The organism is Nostoc sp. UHCC 0302, from assembly GCF_038096175.1.
Taxonomy (GTDB): domain Bacteria; phylum Cyanobacteriota; class Cyanobacteriia; order Cyanobacteriales; family Nostocaceae; genus UHCC-0302.
The window spans coordinates 4,459,154-4,478,118 of record NZ_CP151099.1; the positions used below are offsets into that span (position 1 = coordinate 4,459,154).

The 18,965-nt window shown below is 42.2% G+C and carries 18 protein-coding genes; 13 read left to right on the plus strand and 5 right to left on the minus strand.

Annotated elements, in window-relative coordinates; genetic code table 11:
• Positions 1–102: 102 nt before the first annotated feature.
• Positions 103–297, minus strand: a complete 195-nt coding sequence (locus WKK05_RS19315; protein WP_341531291.1) for a hypothetical protein — start codon at positions 295–297, stop codon at positions 103–105.
• Between the two features lie 700 nt (positions 298–997).
• Between WKK05_RS19315 and WKK05_RS19320 the strand changes: the two genes are divergently transcribed.
• Together WKK05_RS19320 and glgP are read left to right on the plus strand one after the other, a co-directional pair.
• Complete coding sequence (locus WKK05_RS19320; RefSeq protein WP_341524722.1) at positions 998–1,324, plus strand: hypothetical protein; 327 nt, start codon at positions 998–1,000, stop codon at positions 1,322–1,324.
• Between the two features lie 626 nt (positions 1,325–1,950).
• A complete protein-coding gene (glgP, locus tag WKK05_RS19325; RefSeq protein ID WP_341524723.1) occupies positions 1,951–4,515 on the plus strand; it encodes an alpha-glucan family phosphorylase in 2,565 nt (854 codons plus the stop codon).
• Between the two features lie 43 nt (positions 4,516–4,558).
• On the opposite strand, the gene WKK05_RS19330 is transcribed toward glgP, so the two are convergent.
• Complete coding sequence (locus tag WKK05_RS19330; RefSeq protein WP_341524724.1) at positions 4,559–5,323, minus strand: DUF429 domain-containing protein; 765 nt, start codon at positions 5,321–5,323, stop codon at positions 4,559–4,561.
• Between the two features lie 171 nt (positions 5,324–5,494).
• Here WKK05_RS19330 and trpS point away from each other — a divergent pair, with 171 nt between their 5' ends.
• On the plus strand, positions 5,495–6,505 hold the full coding sequence (gene trpS / locus WKK05_RS19335) for a tryptophan--tRNA ligase (protein ID WP_341524725.1): 1,011 nt from the start codon (positions 5,495–5,497) through the stop codon (positions 6,503–6,505).
• 59 nt (positions 6,506–6,564) lie between these two features.
• Positions 6,565–7,494, plus strand: coding sequence for a methylenetetrahydrofolate reductase (locus tag WKK05_RS19340; RefSeq protein WP_341524726.1), 930 nt, complete (start codon positions 6,565–6,567; stop codon positions 7,492–7,494).
• Here WKK05_RS19340 and WKK05_RS19345 read toward each other — a convergent pair.
• On the minus strand, positions 7,476–7,649 hold the full coding sequence (locus tag WKK05_RS19345; protein ID WP_341524727.1) for a hypothetical protein: 174 nt from the start codon (positions 7,647–7,649) through the stop codon (positions 7,476–7,478). The genes WKK05_RS19340 and WKK05_RS19345 overlap by 19 nt on opposite strands.
• Positions 7,650–7,720: 71 nt before the next feature.
• Here WKK05_RS19345 and WKK05_RS19350 point away from each other — a divergent pair, with 71 nt between their 5' ends.
• The 3 genes from WKK05_RS19350 to WKK05_RS19360 all read left to right on the plus strand — a co-directional run bounded on the left by WKK05_RS19350 (position 7,721) and on the right by WKK05_RS19360 (position 8,995).
• Positions 7,721–8,059: a hypothetical protein gene (locus tag WKK05_RS19350; protein WP_341524728.1), complete on the plus strand. Its 339-nt coding sequence runs from the start codon at positions 7,721–7,723 to the stop codon at positions 8,057–8,059.
• A gap of 14 nt (positions 8,060–8,073) precedes the next feature.
• A complete protein-coding gene (locus tag WKK05_RS19355; protein WP_341524729.1) occupies positions 8,074–8,271 on the plus strand; it encodes a hypothetical protein in 198 nt (65 codons plus the stop codon).
• Between the two features lie 253 nt (positions 8,272–8,524).
• Entirely contained in the window at positions 8,525–8,995 is a 471-nt protein-coding gene (locus tag WKK05_RS19360) for a type II toxin-antitoxin system VapC family toxin (protein WP_341524730.1), read from the plus strand.
• A gap of 99 nt (positions 8,996–9,094) precedes the next feature.
• Here WKK05_RS19360 and WKK05_RS19365 read toward each other — a convergent pair whose 3' ends face one another.
• Together WKK05_RS19365 and WKK05_RS19370 are read right to left on the minus strand one after the other, a co-directional pair.
• Entirely contained in the window at positions 9,095–10,447 is a 1,353-nt protein-coding gene (locus WKK05_RS19365; protein WP_341524731.1) for a serine/threonine-protein kinase, read from the minus strand.
• 112 nt (positions 10,448–10,559) lie between these two features.
• Positions 10,560–11,585 (minus strand): serine/threonine-protein kinase, encoded by a 1,026-nt coding sequence (locus WKK05_RS19370; RefSeq protein WP_341524732.1) that lies wholly within the window; start codon positions 11,583–11,585, stop codon positions 10,560–10,562.
• A gap of 148 nt (positions 11,586–11,733) precedes the next feature.
• Between WKK05_RS19370 and WKK05_RS19375 the strand changes: the two genes are divergently transcribed.
• The 6 genes from WKK05_RS19375 to WKK05_RS19400 all read left to right on the plus strand — a co-directional run bounded on the left by WKK05_RS19375 (position 11,734) and on the right by WKK05_RS19400 (position 18,841).
• The gene (locus WKK05_RS19375; protein WP_341524733.1) at positions 11,734–12,060 is read left to right on the plus strand and encodes a hypothetical protein; all 327 of its coding nucleotides are present in this window, start codon (positions 11,734–11,736) and stop codon (positions 12,058–12,060) included.
• Positions 12,061–12,211: 151 nt separating this feature from the next.
• Positions 12,212–12,577, plus strand: a complete 366-nt coding sequence (locus WKK05_RS19380; protein ID WP_341524734.1) for a hypothetical protein — start codon at positions 12,212–12,214, stop codon at positions 12,575–12,577.
• A 263-nt stretch (positions 12,578–12,840) separates the two neighbouring features.
• Positions 12,841–13,542: a Uma2 family endonuclease gene (locus WKK05_RS19385; RefSeq protein ID WP_341524735.1), complete on the plus strand. Its 702-nt coding sequence runs from the start codon at positions 12,841–12,843 to the stop codon at positions 13,540–13,542.
• 407 nt (positions 13,543–13,949) lie between these two features.
• Positions 13,950–16,439, plus strand: coding sequence for a phosphoenolpyruvate synthase (gene ppsA, locus WKK05_RS19390; protein WP_341524736.1), 2,490 nt, complete (start codon positions 13,950–13,952; stop codon positions 16,437–16,439).
• Positions 16,440–16,623: 184 nt separating this feature from the next.
• Positions 16,624–17,178, plus strand: coding sequence for a GNAT family N-acetyltransferase (locus tag WKK05_RS19395; protein ID WP_341524737.1), 555 nt, complete (start codon positions 16,624–16,626; stop codon positions 17,176–17,178).
• 103 nt (positions 17,179–17,281) lie between these two features.
• Complete coding sequence (locus tag WKK05_RS19400) at positions 17,282–18,841, plus strand: phospholipid carrier-dependent glycosyltransferase (protein WP_341524738.1); 1,560 nt, start codon at positions 17,282–17,284, stop codon at positions 18,839–18,841.
• Positions 18,842–18,965: the final 124 nt, after the last annotated feature.

Consider the following 18,965-nt stretch of genomic DNA (forward strand, 5'->3'; position numbering starts at 1 on the left):
ACATCTGTCTAGACTGTTTCAAAAAATAGAAAAAGTTTCTGTCTAGTAAGACAATGTAATTATTGTTGATTTTTTGAGTGTTTATGTCTAAACAAAATTCAATTAGGGTGGAGTATCTCCCACTTCAGCCATCACATTGAAGTTAACCATCGGTGCGAACAAGTAAGCGCTACCCCGACTATTATGACGGCTTTCTTGCAACGAGTTTATAGAGTATGCTGCTTCAATCATGTTGCACACAGATGATTTACAAACTAACCAAGTCTCGCTTGTAATGGCATGAATTGCTTCTAACAATAGTTGTTTTTAACGATAACACATTTTATTTTTAGTGTAAGCCTTTATGAAATAACTAGATTTTAAAATTAGGAGAAAGTTGATAGCTTGTTAACTTTTTTACTTAGGCGATCACGAATAAATAAACTATTTTTATACCAACAGATAAAAATGTGTATATTTTAGTTTAGCTATTGTTGCAGCTAACATATATAGCTATTGCGTTTCCATTAAATAAAAGTTAAAAAACTAGTTTATCAGGTAACCTAATGTCAACTTTCAAACCCCAATTCATGATATTCTCTTTATTAACAGAATAACTTCTCTTGTCATTACCTATTTTGATGACCTACTTAGTGATGTTTTCTCTAATATCCACATAATTCATACAACTGTTAAATATTTGACAGAGTAATAAACATTTTTTAGGCGACTTTCTCTTCGATTCTGTGCTATCATCAAAATGGTATATACGCTACATTTTTACTATCATTCTCAAATAACCAACAAGATAAGAGTTTCCTCTTTCCACATACTCATATCTGAAAATTTGTAAATCACCCGATTGGGTGAGCCAAGCGGGTGATGCATACTTGGTTCTAGTCGTTATAAATTTTATTGTTAGGGATATCCAGATACATTTCAGTTTTTTGGAAAAGTCCACAAGACACATTTCAACAAATCAAAGTATCGGTTTTGACTCACACACTTGGTGTAAATTATGGCTTTAATTAAAGAAATCGTCCAAGAAGCTTTGAACACCGGCTATTTGAGTGTTGTAGCCGAAGACCAGATACGGATGCTTATTCAAACTAATTACGATTCAGACGACTTAGATGCCTGGATTATCTTGCAGCGGTCTATTGTTGCAGGTGATGTTAAGCAAGAATCGCGCCGAAAAAAAGCTTCCCTCTCTTCTAAAAGCAAAGAGGCTTCAGCAAATATTAAACTTGCTTATCAAGTAGCAGCAGAGATGGCTTTTGCAGCAGCTATGGCGCTGACAATGCCATCAAAGAATGCCAAAGATCAGGCTTCTTTGGGTGCATAATAATACACTAGACTGTTGCGTTATTTCCTTGCCCTAACATTACCTTTTTCGATACCAAGCAGTTGGCGATCGCTATTCTAAGTCAATTGCTTGGGAAATTTCTTCGATTTCTTAATTTGCCTGTATTTGTAGCCAATTTGGGCGATCGCCCAAGAGTCACTGCTAAAGCTCATGCATAGCATTGAATCAATAATATTATCAATCCAATTTATTAAAAAATAATTAAAAATTTAATTATTGCTGAAAGCGTTAATCAACTGCTCTTTACCTCAACCAAGATTCTGAGGTTAGACTGATGAGCTAGCCGTGTTTTTGTCGGAATTGGCTATCTAAATATAAAATAAATATAAATATTTATATTTATGTTTGTAAAATCAAAGCTATATTTTTTATGTATTAAATGCCACCTCAAGCCAATAATGAAATTTTAATATACTGGGCAGATGGCTAAGAGGAATGCTTAGACTTAAAAAGCTCCTTAGTGTAAACTTTAGCAGTGAGGGTAAGAATAATTCTCAATGCTTAACAAAGTCATCACATCATCACAAACAGAGTATAAACAATTGGCAACATTGGCTAAAGACAGTAAACAATAACCATAGCTAAACTTGGAGTTTTGTCAACCTATGCAGCCAATTCGTACATTCAACGTATCCCCTTCACTACCGCCGCAACTCGAATCGCTGCGGCGGCTGGCATATAACTTGCATTGGGATTGGAACGTTGACACCAAAGATTTATTTCGACGTTTAGATCCCGATCTCTGGGAGTCTAGCCACCATAACCCAGTGTTGATGCTGGGTAATATCTCTCAATCGCGACTTTTGGAAGTTGTCGAAGATGAAGGCTTTCTAGCGCAATTAGATCGAGCCAATCGCCAGTTAGAAGATTATTTACAAGAACGCACTTGGTATCAGAAACAGCGGGGACAAAAACCAAAAGAGTGCTATGCCTATTTTTCAGCTGAATTTGGGCTAGTAGATTGTTTACCTGTATATTCTGGCGGCTTAGGTGTTCTAGCAGGCGATCATCTTAAATCAGCTAGTGATTTAGGGCTACCACTGGTCGGTATAGGTTTACTTTATCAGCAAGGCTACTTTGCTCAGTATCTAAACGCCGATGGCTGGCAACAGGAACGTTATCCGATTAACGATTTCTATAATATGCCCTTACATCTGGAGCGCAATACTGATGGTTCAGAGTTGCGGATTGCCGTAGAATATCCAGGGCGCAAGGTGTACGCCAGAGTTTGGCGCGTACAGGTGGGAACAGTGCCACTATATTTGCTGGACACCAACATTGAACCCAACAATGCTTACGACCACGACATCACAGATCAGCTGTATGGTGGCGACATTGATATGCGTATCCACCAAGAAATTATGTTGGGTATTGGTGGTGTGCAAATGCTGAAAGCTTTGGGTTATAAAGTCACAGCCTACCACATGAATGAAGGTCACGCGGCATTCTCTGCTCTAGAGCGCATCCGCATCCTCATTCAAGAAGAGGGGTTAGACTATGCCCAAGCCAAACAGGTAGTAGCTTCTAGCAATATCTTTACTACTCACACACCAGTACCTGCGGGAATCGACTTGTTTGCTCCCGACAAAATCTTGTACTACCTCGGTTACTATGCAGACATCTTCGACTTGCCTAAAGAGCAATTTTTAGGCTTGGGGCGTGAGAATACTGGTGATTTATCTGGGCCTTTTAGTATGGCAGTGCTGGCGTTGAAGATGGCAACATTTTCTAACGGTGTAGCACAACTGCACGGTGTAGTATCGCGCCAGATGTTTCAAGGTTTGTGGAAGAAAGTACCAGTAGAAGAAGTACCAATTGCCGCAATTACCAACGGTGTTCATGCTCGGAGTTGTGTCGCTAAATCAACTCAGGAGTTGTACGATCGCTATTTAGGGCCAAACTGGTCATCAGCACCACCAGATAGCCAACTGTGGGAGCGGATGGATGCCATTCCCGACGAAGAACTGTGGCGTAATCACGAACGCTGTCGCTTAGACATGATATTGTATGTGCGAGAGCATTTGGTAAAACATCTGCGCGATCGCGGCGCTTCCACCTCAGAAATAGCCCAAGCGCAAGAAGTTTTAGATCCTTACGCTTTAACTATAGGTTTTGCCCGTCGCTTTGCCACTTACAAACGCGCCACTCTCTGGATGCGCGATTTAGACCGCATCAGGCGGATTTTACTGGCTAACAAAGATCGGAAAGTGCAATTTGTGATTGCTGGTAAGGCACACCCGAAAGATATTCCAGGGAAAGAACTTATCCGCGAAATCAATCACTTTATCCGCGAACAGCACTTAGAAAAACAAGTGGTGTTTGTTCCCAACTACGACATTTACATATCCCGGTTGATGGTAGCGGGTTGCGATATTTGGTTAAACACACCGCGTCGTCCCAGAGAAGCTTCTGGTACAAGTGGCATGAAAGCAGCCATGAACGGATTACCAAATTTAAGTGTACTAGATGGCTGGTGGGATGAAGCTGATTACGTCCGCACAGGTTGGGCAATTGGACACGGAGAGAATTACGAAGATCCTAATTACCAGGATGAAGTAGAAGCCAACGCTCTCTATGATCTACTGGAGAAAGAAGTTGTACCGCTGTTTTATGACCACCGGGATAGTGATGGCTTACCTCGTCCGTGGGTAGCCAAAATGAAAGATGCAATCCGGTTGAATTGTCCGTTTTTTAATACAGCGCGGATGGTGGGAGAATATGCCCAAAGGGCTTATTTCCCGGCAAGCGATCGCTATCATACGCTGACTGTCGATAACTATGCTCCAGCTCAAGAACTAGCTGCTTGGAAAGCAAAACTCAGCGAACACTGGTTTAATATCAAAATCAAAGATATTGATGTATCAGCAGGTGCGGACATTGAGGTTAACCAAACTGTTGCTGTCAAAGCCAAAGTTGACTTGGCAACTTTAACAAATGATGATGTACAGGTGGAGCTATATCAGGGTGCGCTCGATGCCAATGGTGATATTGTCAATGCTGTGCCAGTAGTGATGGATTATCAAGGAGAAGATACACAAGGATTAAGTATTTACACAGGTAACATCACCTATACTGCCTCTGGTTTGCAAGGCTTGTCTTTACGCGTATTACCGAAAAATCAAAACTTGTCTAATCCTTATGAACCAAGGTTGATTGCTTGGGCAGAATAACAGTGCTGAGTGCTGAGTTATGAGTTATATATTTTGGCTTTTTTTACTCAGCACTCAAGACTGGTTTGGGGATGACAATGTAACCAGTAGTGCGATCGCCTAGCACTAAGTTACGTTGCTCACCCCAATACCACCAATGTGCTGCTACATAAGCACAAACTAAGCTATCTAATTTATCTTCAACTGCTTTTAGGGATGCTCCTGTGTAAGGAATTTCGGAAATAAACGTAGACGCACCAGCGGCTTGCCGTAGGCTACCGCAGAGGCGCAGAGGAGGAGAGATAGAGGGGAGGATGTCAATAACGTAATTGTAGAGTTTAATTAATTCTACGCGACGCTCACTGAGGCGTCCTTTTTTATATTTGAGGATGCGTTCTAAGCCAAATAGATGAACTATGGCTGGATGGGGAAAGACTTCTATTTGATATCTGCCGGGTTTTTGTGGTTCGATGGTTGGTGCGTGTGCAAAACCACGAGATTCTAATTCTAAGCCAAAGTTAATGGTGCGATCGGCAAATGGTAAGTTTTGGTTAGCTGGGTAGCATCCAGCGTGATATTTGCCAAAGTACTTGTGAGTAAGTTTGTCGGGTAGGCGACTTCCTGTAGCGTTGGGGATCAGGGTGGGTGCATCTACGCCAATGATGGCTGGTTCATCCGTTTGTACCCAGGTATCAATCCAGGTGAGGATATCTGCGATCGCTTCTTTGCGGTCTAAATCAAGTAGTTGCAGTTGTTCATCTGTCCATTCTAAGCAGCACAGTCCGCTTGGTTGCGACTTCCAGCCTAAATCAATACCAATAAATTTCATTACCTTAATTTTAAACGTGTGCTTATTATTTCAGTTGTTGCGTGAAAAAAGCAGTATTTAATCAATATCTAATTTCTCAACAGCGAGTTGCCATAGAAAATGTCAAAATTAAATGAGTTTTAAGAGCGCCAATTTATATAGCGCAGATTTGAGATAACTAAGTTGGAATTTATGGGCAAGCAACGAGTTCTTTCTGGAGTTCAACCAACAGGCAATTACCATCTAGGCAACTACTTAGGAGCAATTCGCAACTGGGTAGAAGGTCAGAGTGAATACGAAAATTACCTCTTCGTGGCTGATTTGCACGCGATTACAGTGCCACACCAGCCAACACAGTTGGCATCCGATACGTATACCCTCGTTGCTCTCTATCTAGCTTGTGGACTGGATTTAAATCACTCTACAATTTTTGTGCAATCTCACGTTTCTGCTCACAGTGAACTCACTTGGTTGCTCAACTGCATCACGCCCCTAAACTGGCTAGAAGATATGATCCAGTTTAAGGAAAAGGCTGTGAAGCAGGGAGAAAATGTTAGTGCAGGCTTGTTGGATTACCCAGTGCTTATGGCAGCTGATATTCTGCTTTACCAAGCTGATAAAGTGCCTGTAGGTGAAGACCAAAAGCAACACTTAGAATTGACACGAGATATTGCTGCTCGGTTTAACCACCAATTTGGTAAACCAGACCAGCCAGTATTAAAGTTACCAGACCCTTTGATTCGCAAGGAAGGGGCAAGGGTGATGAGTTTGGCGGATGGTACACGCAAAATGTCCAAGTCAGATCCTTCAGAGTTAAGCCGAATCAATTTGCTAGATCCACCAGAAGAGATTCAACGTAAGATTAAGCGTTGTAAAACTGATCCAGTTCGTGGTCTGACTTTTGACGATCCAGAGCGTCCAGAGTGTAATAATTTATTAACGCTGTATACCTTGCTCTCTGGAAAGACGAAGGAAGAGGTAGCGGTTGAGTGCCAAGATATGGGCTGGGGACAATTTAAGCCATTATTAACAGAAACGACAATTAACGCCCTCAAGCCAATACAAGAAAAATATCAAGCAATAACAGAAGACAAAAGCTATTTGGAGTCTGTCTTGCGGGATGGACGGAAAAAAGCTCAAGCGATCGCTAATCAAACTCTGGCACAAGTGAAAGCTGCTTTGGGCTATACTCAACCTTTATAAGGTTTTCCCTTTGAGGTGTCATTTGTTATACCTTGGAAGAGAACCGAAATATTAACTTTATGCATCATACCCATAGCCCAACTGCCTTGAATAACTTCCGTAGAGCCGCGCAAGCAGGCGAATTTCTAGTTACTGCTGAAGTTGCACCTCCTAAAGGCGGAGATCCAGCGCATATGCTCCAAATGGCGGCGACCCTTAAGGGGAGGGTTCATGCCGTCAATGTTACCGATGGTAGCCGAGCAGTGCTAAGGATGTCTTCGTTGGTGGCGTCTGCAATTTTGTTGCAAAACGGTATAGAACCAATTTGTCAAGTTGCTTGCCGCGATCGCAACCGCATTGGTTTACAAGCTGACCTCATGGGCGCTCATGCCTTGGGTATTCGCAATATTTTAGCTTTGACTGGTGACCCAGTTAAAGCAGGCGATCACCCAGATGCTAAAGCCGTCTTTGACTTGGAAGCTGTGCGATTGCTGCAACTAATTCGGAAGATGAATCAGGGTTTTGATAGCAACGAGCAACCTTTAACTGATGGTGTACTAGATTTATTTACTGGTGCAGCAGTAGATCCGCAATGTGCGAGTTGGTCAGGTTTGCAGAGTCGATTTGAACGCAAAATCGAAGCTGGAGCGCAGTTTTTTCAAAGTCAATTAATTACTGATTTTGAGCGACTAGAAAAGTTTATGGACAAAATTGCTGCTGGCTATAAAAAACCAATTTTGGCAGGAATTTTTCTGTTGAAATCGGCAAAAAATGCCCAATTTATTAATAGGTGCGTTCCGGGTGTAAATATACCTCAGCACATTATTGATAGATTAGCGAAAGCGAAAAAACCGCTTGAAGAAGGCATGAAAATTGCTGCCGAGCAAGTACAAGTTGCACAGCAATTATGTCAGGGTGTCCACATGATGGCTGTGAAGCGAGAAGATTTGATTGCGCCAATTTTGGATTTGGCTGGAGTAGCGCCAATTGATCAGATGGTAATGAAATAGTCTAAAAAAGCGATGTCTACGACGGGCTTTGCCAGTGCCGTAGGCGATCGCTCTTTTCCTCCTTCTCCTAAGAAAACAGAATGGTTTCTTTCATCCATAGTGGGCGATCGCTCATGAACAGCTTCTAAGAAACATTTCTGTTTCTTTACATCCATTGGGAATGCGTAGACGCTCTTAACGGCTTGTCGTCAGACATCGCTTGGCGTTTAACCAGAAGCATAAGTCTTTGGCTGATTGGTATGAGAAAAACCCCGTTGATTTGTACTGTATGGGAAATGCGACTTCTTCGAGAATAGATAATATTCGTTCAAAAGACATTGAAACTTACGAAGAAGATAGTGATATTTGGGTTGTCGCAGGTTCAGGCGGAATTTCAACGTTTGCAGTTCAGGGGGTTGGAAAAAATTGGTGGAAGTTGGATAGAGTAACTGAGATTCCAAACGGACTCCGCTTGGTAAATGATTACGGCAATCATTGGCTATGGGAACCAAGCTACACTATGCAAATAGAAGACTATAAGACTGCATTGCGGTTAGTTGGTGAGGCATTTTACAAAGTCAATTAAGGGAGTTGTTGAACGTGAATTTTTCTCCTAAAGCAATTCGATTTATTGTTGAAGCACTAGAATACAGGATTGAGGCTTATCAAAAGCAATTAGAGATAGAGAATTTAAACGAAGATGAAGTTTCAGACATCACCAATGACATGATGTTTTTGGAATCGTTGTTGCAAGAGTTAAAAAAGGCACTCTCAACAATTGCGCCACCCGTTTTTTAACTTACTTAATGGGCAAAATAGCAATCAATCGCTGGGCGTTGAATCAGAAGTTTAGGTATTTAGTTAAAAGGTGCGTAGACGTGTAGAGACTTGTCTTCAGACATTGCCTGCTAAACTACCTTAAAATTGCAAATATAAACAACACTGGCAGCGATATGGAAAAAGCTAGAGAAGCAGTAGCACGCGCTCAGATAAGATATGTAGGCAAAACTTTAGGTGACAGTACTGAACTAATCCGCGAGGATAGAGAACGGTGAGCCGATATGTTTTAGATGCCAGTATTGCCATAAAATGGTTTGTGCCAGAAGTTCACTCTGATGCAGCTAGGCGTTTACTAGCAAGTAACCATACTTTTTTAGTGCCAGACTTTTTCTTTGCAGAAGTGGCAAATGTCTTGTGGAAACGAGTACGTCGTACCGAAGATACGGCTGATAATGCAAGGCAAACTTTAGCAGATTTAAATGCAATTCCTGTAGAAGTTTGCTTATCTCAACCATTGATGCTAATTGCTTTAGATATTGCTCTTGAGACTGATCGCGCAGTGTATGACAGTTTATACTTCGCACTGGCTATTACGCAACAATGCCAGATAGTGACAGCAGATGAAAAATTTTACAATGCTCTTAAAATCGCTACGCAAATAATCTTCTATGGGTGGAGAATATTTAGAAAGCTGCGATCGCTAGATGATAAAGATAAATGGAAAAATGACCCATACTTTTAACCCAGAATCTTATAGTAAATTGCTAGCCGAGTATTAATCGCTTTTCCACTCGCTACAACAGCTACAAAATCTTTTGCCAGTTAGCTTCAGACGATAAAGCTATGAACCTGTATTAAAAATCCTATGTCCTAACCATCCCAAACCCAAGCCTAGACTAGATGTGCTAGCTAAAATTAGAAAAGTATTAACCTTGCTAAAAGATTTTTGTAATTCATCTCCAGCCACAGCCCCAGCCACAGCCCAAGCCACAGCCCAAGCCACAGCCCCAGCCCCGGCCACAGCCCAAGCCACAGCCCAAGCCACAGCCCAAGCCACAGCCCCAGCCCAAGCCACAGCCCCAGCCCCAGCCCCAGCCACAGCCCCAGCCACAGCCCCAGCCACAGCCCAAGCCACAGCCCAAGCCCAAGCCCCAGCCCAAGCCCCAGCCCAAAATATGTACGGAGCGTTATACGCGGCAAATAAGTAGCCTATCAATAGGTAGCTTAATAATAGACCAACCAACCCGCCCCAGGGAATGATTCTAGGTGATTGCGTTACTGGTTTAACTGGAATTACCTCTGAGTTTGGCTTGGTTTCGGATCGAACAACTTCTATTCTATAAACTGGCTTAATTTGAGGTGGAGGTGTCGCTTTTGGCGCTTCTAACATTGCCAACCATGCCTGCATTGACTGAGGGCGGTCTTTTGCCTCCAGTGCCATACCCTTGAGAATTGCTTGATTTAATTGATGGCTGATCCTTGGATCGATTAGTTTGGGTGGCTTCAAAGAAGCATTGTCGAGCTTGCGAGCCAAAGAGGTTGTAGGGCGTTGACCTGTCACCGCAAAATAAAGTGTAGCAGCCAAACAGTAAACATCTACTGTTGGCTCCCGACTGCCCCTGCTCATCTGCTCATAGGGCGCAAACCCTTCATTACCTGCAATACCCTTTGAACTTAAAGTTTTAGGCACAAGTTCTTTAGCAATGCCAAAATCAATTAAAACCGCTCTGCCATTGCTCCGCAACATAATATTTCCGGGGTGGGCATCTCGGTGTACTAGCCCTGCTTGATGCACTACTATCAAAGCTTCCCCAATCTGGCAGATGCAGGGTAGAATCTCCGCTTCTGGTAAAGCTCCCCTACGCCTCACCGCTTCAAACAAATTTTCTCCCTCAACAAAGTCCATCACTAAACAGTGGGTAGCACCTTCCCGAAACAAATCAATCACTCCCACAATGTGAGGATGGGAGTCTTTTGATAAGCGTGCAAGTATCCGCCCTTCTGCAATAAATCGCTCTATATACTTGTCATACTCTGGATCGTGGCTGAGGTATTCATTAGGTGTCTTAATTACAATTGTCTGGTTTAGTTCAATATGCAAAGCCTTGTAAGTAATTCCGAATCCCCCCTGTCCCAGGACTTTATCAATTACATACTTGCCGCCTTGTAATCGTTGTCCTGCTGTCCAGGGCATAAATACCTTTAGTAGTTCGTAATACTTCGACTTTGCTCAGTACAAGTTCGTAATTCGTAATTAAGGCACGCTCAAAAATAATATCAGCACTTCAATGACAGTGTACCTAAATCTACGGAGTTTTACTAGATGATGGGCTAGGAGATATTAATGATGGGCTAGGAGGTGGAGATTGATTTAAGAAAGGAGCTATGCCTGCTAGTAAGGCTCCAAGAGCAGCGATCGCAGCTATCACCACTGTCCAAAACTGAATTTTTTTATCCCAATTTGAGTTAGGTTTAGAGGGTAAAGTTGAGACAGGTATAGGAGCTTCTCCAGTCAACCCCAGAGAGTCAAGCCATTCGCGCATTGACTGCGATCGCTGTTTAGGATCTAGGTTCATACCTGTTAAAATTGTGCGGTTTGTGCGATCGCTAACCAGATTATTCAAGTCTTTCGGTTCCACTAAACGAGCGTTGTCAATCTTACGTTTCAGTGCACTCACAGGTGTTTTTCCAGTTAAAAGCACATATAAAGTAGCTGCTAGTGAATAAATATCGCTATAAGCCCCAGTTGGTATACTTTGAGCGTAAAGCTCAGGGGGTGTAAATCCCTCAGAAGTTTCCTTAGTTCGGTTTGTAGTTAAAATATGGTCGAAATCCAAAGCTAAACCAAAATCGATTAACACTGCTTCAGGCTGTCCATTTCGCACTCGCAAAAAGATATTTCCTGGATGCACATCTCGATGAATCAATCGATTATTATGCACTACTGTTAGGGCTTCACCAATTTGCTGAATGTAACGTAGTGCCTCTGATTCCGAAAGTATTTGTTGGCGACGATCAGCTAAACTCACCCCATCTACATATTCCATTAGCAGACACCAATGCTCTCCTTCCTTAAAGGGTTCTGCAACTTCGACAATATGCTTATGCTTACACCGAGTAAGTTTTACCGCCTCCTGCCAAAACATGGTTTCTAATCGCCCGCGTTCCGACTGGCTTAAAGACGTTAGCAAGTTATCATTTAAAGTTTTAATGACAAAGCGATCGCCATTCCTGTTTCTTACCAAATAAGTAATACCAAACCGTCCCCTTCCCAATTCCCTTTCCACAGTGTATTTGCCACCTTGCAATTGATCACCTGCTACCCAAGCCATCTTTGCAACTCCCAAAATACATAAATTGATTGTCACACAACAGAGAGTTGACAAATTGAGCTTAACTTTGTGGAAATAGTGTGACCGCCTCACCTGCTTCGCTCAAAATGAAATCCATAACTCTTCGACTTTTGCAAGCAGTCGTTTATTGATTCCGGGCAATCGTTTATTGATTCCGGGCAGTCGTTTATTGATTCCGGGCAGTCGTTTATTGATTCCGGGCGATCGTTTATTGATTCCGGGCAGTCGTTTATTGATTCCGGGCAGTCGTTTATTGATTCCGGGCAGTCGTTTATTGATTCCGGGCGATCGTTTATTGATTCCGGGCAGTCGTTTATTGATTCCGGGCAGTCGTTTATTGATTCCGGGCAGTCGTTTATTGATTCCGGGCGATCGTTTATTGATTCCGGGCAGTCGTTTATTGATTCCGGGCGATCGTTTATTGATTCCGGTCAACCTGCGAGAATTTACATAAACTTTATTTCTATATTTGTAATAAATAATTTAAAATATACTGAATAATGCGGGTGTCAAACAATCCCGATTCTGTCTATCCTGGTGATGTAAACATCAGGTTAAAAGTCATTTTTTATCCTGGTACATTATTAATAAGAGGAAAGTTATTTATGTCACGTCCCAAACGTGGGTCTAAAGCACTAGATAGAGCGCAGCGTCGGATTGCAGCTTTAAAATCGATCAGTCCTACCTTAGACTTAGGTAATGGGGTTACAATTGAATCCTTTGCAACGGCTATCAAAACAACGCAAGACAAGCTAGAAGTTTATAACTCCAGCCTCTCCACCGTGGATCTAACTCAGGAAGCCTTAGAATTAGCCGAAAAGTCCCTGATGGAACTAAGCGAACATATGTTAGTCAGCGTAGCGGCAAAGTATGGCAAAAATAGCGATGAGTACAAAATGGCAGGGGGTGTTCGTCGCAGCGATCGCAAGCGTCCGCTGCGGAAGCCTAAGCAAGAGGTTATTGCTTTATAAAAACGTTCAAGGACACGGGGACGCAAAGAATGGGAGGCGCAAAGAAAGAATTCAGACAGGGATTGAAAAAGAGCCTGAATTCGAGCAACTGAAATCTTCTCCTTCTCCTGCCAAAGACCAAGGCGAACGATTTCAGGCGGGGCAAGAGACCCTTGGGACTTACGTCCTTGCATCTTTGCGTCTTCTTCGATAAATATCAATGGGGAATTCAAAGGTCTATTGCTAAACTAAAAAACAACCTTTACTCCTGCAAAGGTAGTTTTATGACCTCTGCAACCGATCCAGCCACCGCCCTCACCCCGTTCCCAGACCATACGCAGTTACCAGAGTCTGATGGTACTTTCGTGAAAAACTTTCAGGAACATCCCCAAAGCATTCTCCTAACAGACTCGATTAAACCGATATTACAAAAACGTCATCCTGATGGGCAATACTGTATTGGTCAAGATAGTGGTATCTACTGGCGCATCACTGAACCCCCAGAAAAAGGCGCAGAAGCACCAGACTGGTTTTATGTAGGGAATGTACCGCCTACTCTGGATGGACAAACGCGTAGGTCTTATGTATTATGGCGAGAGTTTATTGCCCCATTGATTGCATTGGAATTTGTATCTGGGGATGGTAGTGAGGAGCGAGATAAAACACCTTGGAAGGGGAAATTTTGGATTTATGAACAGGTGATTCGTCCTCCTTTCTACGGCATTTATGAAGTGAATAAAGCCAGCGTGGAAGTTTATGAATTAATTGGTGGACAATATCAGTTATTAACAGCAAATGAACGTGGACATTATCCTATACATCCTTTAGGAGTTGAATTAGGTCTCTGGCAGGGAGAATATCACAATATGGAATTACCTTGGCTACGCTGGTGGGACTTACAAGGTAATTTGTTATTGACTGGCGAGGAAAGAGCTGATCGCTTAACTGCTCAATTGCGATCGCTCGGTGTTGAACCAGAAGTTTAGGATTTTAGCTCAACAGCTATTTTAAATCGCCCAGAATACACCCATTATAGGGACACGGCACTGTCGTGTCCCTACTCTTGTATTCAATTTAACGTGAGTTCGATAGCTCGTATCTAAGCATTTTTGGCATAAATTCTCAAAACTTTCAAGTGGGAATAGTAATCAATAATTGTCCCTGTTGAGTTCAGCACAGCCAATTGAGCCAACTACAGAGATTCAGCGGGTAAGTCGCTCAATTTCCAGTCCATGTAAACTCTTTTGCTAAACACTGCTGTAAAAAGTCACAATTGAGATACGTTCGCTCTACCCTGCAACACAGTGGCTGCAAAATCTAAAATTAAACAAGGGAAAAATATATTAACGATTACGCACAGATAATTTAAGTATCACCTTAAGAGGTAACACTGATGGCGATAGTATCTAAAAGCGCTGTATCTCAATCTTCCAAAGAACAATCGCTCATCCTCTGGTTTGATGAAGTTAGCATTGCTGATATACCTGTAGTTGGTGGTAAGAATGCATCACTAGGGGAAATGATTCAACAGCTAACTTCCAAAGGTATTAATGTTCCCACTGGATTTGCCACCACTGCTTATGCTTATCGCCATTTTATAGAGTCAGCTGGGTTAGAAGCAAAACTGCGTCAACTCTTTGCTGACTTGGATGTTGAAGATGTCAAAAATTTACGAGAACGGGGGACAAAAGCGCGATCGCTATTAATGCACACACCATTTCCTGTAGAATTGCGAAAAGCGATCGCCACAGCATACCAGACTCTTTGTGAACGATATAATGCACAAACAGATGTTGCAGTACGTTCTAGTGCCACCGCAGAAGACCTCCCCGATGCTAGTTTTGCCGGACAACAGGAAACTTATTTAAACGTCGTCGGTGTCGAAGGAGTTTTAGCAGCTTGTCATAAATGCTTTGCTTCTCTATTTACTGATCGCGCTATTTCTTATCGCCACACCAAAGGATTTGACCACTTTAGCATTGCCCTCGCTGTAGGTGTGCAAAAAATGGTGCGCTCTGACTTAGCAACTTCTGGGGTGATGTTCTCCATTGACACAGAAACCGGCTTTAAAGATGCTGCATTAATTACAGCAGCTTACGGTTTAGGGGAAAACGTTGTCCAAGGGACTGTAAACCCAGATGAATATTATGTTTTTAAACCAACATTAAAAACGGGTTTTCGCCCAATTATTAATAAAAAATTGGGTAGTAAAGAACTCAAAATGGTCTACGATGACGGCTCGAAATTTACGAAAAATATATCTGTAGCGATCGCAGAACGGAGTAAATTTGCGATTACTGATGAAGAGATTTTACAACTAGCACGTTGGGCAGCTTTAATAGAAGACCATTATTCTCAAGTCCACGGCGTTTACACCCCAATGGATATCGAGTGGGCAAAAGATGGGATTACTAATGAACTTTTTGTTGTGCAAGCACGTCCTGAAACCGTCCAGTCTCAGAAGACAGGGAATGTGCTAAGGAGTTATCGCTTGTTACTGGGGACTGGCGACTGGGGACTGGGAACTGGGGAAAAATCTTCCCAATCCCCAACCCAATCACCAGTACCTCTTGTAACGGGACGTGCAATTGGGGAAGCAATTAGTCAGGGGAAAGCGCACTTAATTCTAGATGCACACAGAATTGAACAATTCAAAGCTGGGGAAGTGCTGGTAACAGAGAGAACTGACCCCGACTGGGAACCAATTATGAAACGTGCTAGTGCGATTATTACCAACGCTGGTGGACGCACCTGTCATGCAGCAATTATTGCACGCGAATTAGGTGTACCTGCGATCGTTGGATGCGGGAATGCTACGGAAGTCTTAAAAAATGGTCAAGAGATCACAGTTTCTTGTGCTGAAGGGGAAGAAGGAAATGTTTATGCAGGCTTATTACCATTTGAAGTTGAAGAAGTTCCCTTAGAAAACTTGCCCCGTACCCGTACTCAAATTTTAATGAATGTGGGTAATCCTCAAGAAGCATTGAGTTTATCTGCAATTCCTAACGATGGAGTGGGTTTAGCGCGGACAGAGTTTATCATCGCTAACCAAATTCAAATTCATCCAATGGCGTTGATCCATTTTGACTTACTAAAAGATGAATTTGTCAAAGCTAAAATTGCTGAAATCACCGCCCTTTATGATGACAAACCTCAGTATTTTGTAGATAAATTAGCCCAAGGTATCGGTCGAATCGCAGCGGCATTTTATCCCAAAGTAGTGATTGTGCGGATGTCTGATTTCAAAAGTAATGAATATGCCAATTTGTTAGGTGGTCAACAGTTTGAACCTCATGAAGAAAACCCGATGTTAGGCTGGCGAGGAGCGGCGCGTTATTATGATCAAGGCTATAAAGAAGCTTTTGCCCTAGAGTGTCATGCTATCAAACGGGTACGGGAAGAGATGGGTTTAACAAATGTTACGCCGATGATTCCCTTTTGTCGCACTCCAGATGAGGGACGTTTGGTCTTGGCAGAAATGGCAAAAAATGGTTTAAAGCAAGGTGTTAACGACTTGCAGGTTTATGTGATGTGCGAGTTGCCCAATAATGTAATTCTGGCAGAGGAGTTTGCTGAGGTATTTGATGGATTCTCGATTGGTTCTAATGACCTAACTCAGCTGACACTGGGAATAGACAGAGATTCGGCGTTAGTCGCACACTTATTTGATGAGCGTAGTCAAGGTGTGAAACAAATGGTGAAAATGGCTATCCAAGCTGCGAAAAAACACAACCGTAAAATCGGTATTTGTGGCCAAGCGCCCAGTGATTACCCAGAATTTGCTAAGTTTTTGGTTGAACAAGGAATTGACTCGATTAGTCTAAATCCAGATTCGGTTTTAAAGACAATGCTGGAAGTGGCAAAAGTTGAGGGTACTGAGTAGAGACGCGATTATACTCTTACGAGAAACCGCTCTTCGAGCGTCTACGCGTCTCTACAAGAGTTAGGAGTTAGGGGAATTTTGTAAAGTCAGCAGGAGTGACAAGGTGAAACCTTATGGTAGCCTATACACGCACTCACTTGTCGTTAGACATCGCTCCTAGCTGCTAGTTTAGTCAAAGGTTAAGATGACACCCCTTTTTGAAACCGAGCGCTTAATAGTTCGCAGTTGGATACCTGAACTTGATGCTGAACAAGCGTTTGAAATTTATAGTGACCCAGAAGTTACACACTTTTTGGGTAACGCTTCTCGCGTTACTACTATTGAATCACAACGTCAGCGCTTGATTGAAAACATTGAGCGCTCGCGCCGACGCAAAAATGGTACTGGTTCTTGGGCAATTTTAGAAAAAGAAACTATAACAATTGTGGGAACTATCCTTCTGAAACCACTGCCTGATAAAGATGGCTTAGCCACTCAAGATTATGAAGTTGGTTGGCACTTGCGCCGAACTTATTGGGGTAAAGGGTATGCGACAGAAGCAGGACGAGGTATGCTCAATTATGGCTTTAGTATCCTGAACTTGCCAGTGATTTATGCTGTGGTGAAACCAGAAAATCATGCCTCAATTCGTGTCACCCAAAGACTAAGTATGAAACCAATGGGGCGAACAAAAAAGTATTACGGTATTGAACTACTCCTGTTTCAACATGATGCGCCTGAAAAGGGGAGCGGGGAGTAGGGAGTGGGGAAGTAAGGGAGCAGGGAGAATAAATACTGTAATGCCCAATGCCCAATAACCAATGACTAATGACCAATGCCCAATGACTAATGACTAATGACCAATGACTAAAAAATGGTTCCGAATTGGGATGGCGGGTATATTTATTTTCTCACTCGCCTTACGGTTTTGGGGGCTGGAGCGATTCAATACCCTAGTATTTGATGAAGTTTACTTTGCTAAATTTGGTAATAACTATCTTACCCACACGCCATTTTTTAATGCTCATCCGCCGCTGAGTCAATATATTATTGGTATTGGCATTTGGATTGGTAGTCATGTTCCTTTTTGGCACGATACGCAAAATGGACTAACAGGTTCAATGCGATCGCCTTGGACTTATCGTTGGTTAAATGCGCTCACTGGTTCATTTATTCCTCTAGTTGTCGCCGCAATTGCCTATCATTTGAGTTATCGTCGTAGCTTTGCTCTGCTGGCAGGTTTTTTTACGGCTTGTGATGGTTTATTTCTTGTTGAATCTCGCTATGCCTTGAACAATATTTATATTGTTATATTTGGTTTGTTAGGGCAGTTATTTTTATTATTAGCACTAGAAAACCAAAATCAGCGACGCTCTTTTTGGTTAGTGATTGCTGGCATTAGTTTTGGTGCGTCAGTTGGCACTAAATGGAATGGTTTATGGTTTTTGTTCGGTGCTTATCTTATTTGGATAACAGGTTGGCTAATTCGTTCACTTCACTCTTCTCCTTACCCGCAATTATCTTTTCAATCTCCCTCATTTCCCTTATCAATAGAAAGACAATTAATAAATTTTTTCACTAAATGGTATCGCCGTTGGAGTGAGGTTAATCAAAATTTCACTCAGCAAACCCAATCAAATGAAATTAAGACGCCGCTCCAAAATCTAACTCAGATAAATGTTTTCCAGATGCTATTTTATATGGGAATTATCCCAGGTGTTGTCTATAGCCTCATCTGGATTCCTCACCTTGAGCTAGATAAAAGATACGGATTTATCTCAGTACATCAAGAAATTTTGAGGTTTCACCTCCAGATGGGTGGTAATAGTCCCAAAGTGCATCCTTATTGTGCTGCATGGTACAAATGGCCTTTGATGACTCGACCAATGGCATATTATTATCAAACAGCCCAGAAAGTGACCGACCCTTTACCTGTAATGGGGCCGCCGTTGCCTTCTGGTGTGGGGAAAGTAATTTATGATGTCCATGCGATGGGTAATCCCTTTTTGTGGTGGTTTGGTATCGCCGCCATAGTGTTTTTAGTAGGGATGTTGTTGTTGCAACTCGTGATTCCTTGGGTGAAACAGAAGCATTTTTCTGCGCCTGAAACTCTTAGTGTTGATACTTGGATTGCTCTATATTTGGTAATAAATTATGCCGCAAATTTACTACCTTGGGTAAAGGTGACAAGATGCGTTTTCATTTACCACTATATGAGTGCTGTGATATTTGTATTTTTAGCGATCGCCTGGTTTGTAGATCAGTGCCTTCGTAGTTATTATCGACAAATCCGCGCGATCGGTGTCACTATTACCTTTATTATTTTCGCCGCTTTTGTTTTCTGGATGCCCATTTATTTGGGTTTACCCCTTTCTCCGGGAGGTTATAAACCTTTACGAATGTGGTTTAACTCTTGGATTTGATTGAAGGCAGGAAGTAAGATAATTCTTTATCCTTAGCATAACTATCTCTAAAAAAGCGGATTTTTCAACAGAATAAATGTTTTTATATTGAGTTATTTGTAAAGAATCAGTTTTTGATGCAAGT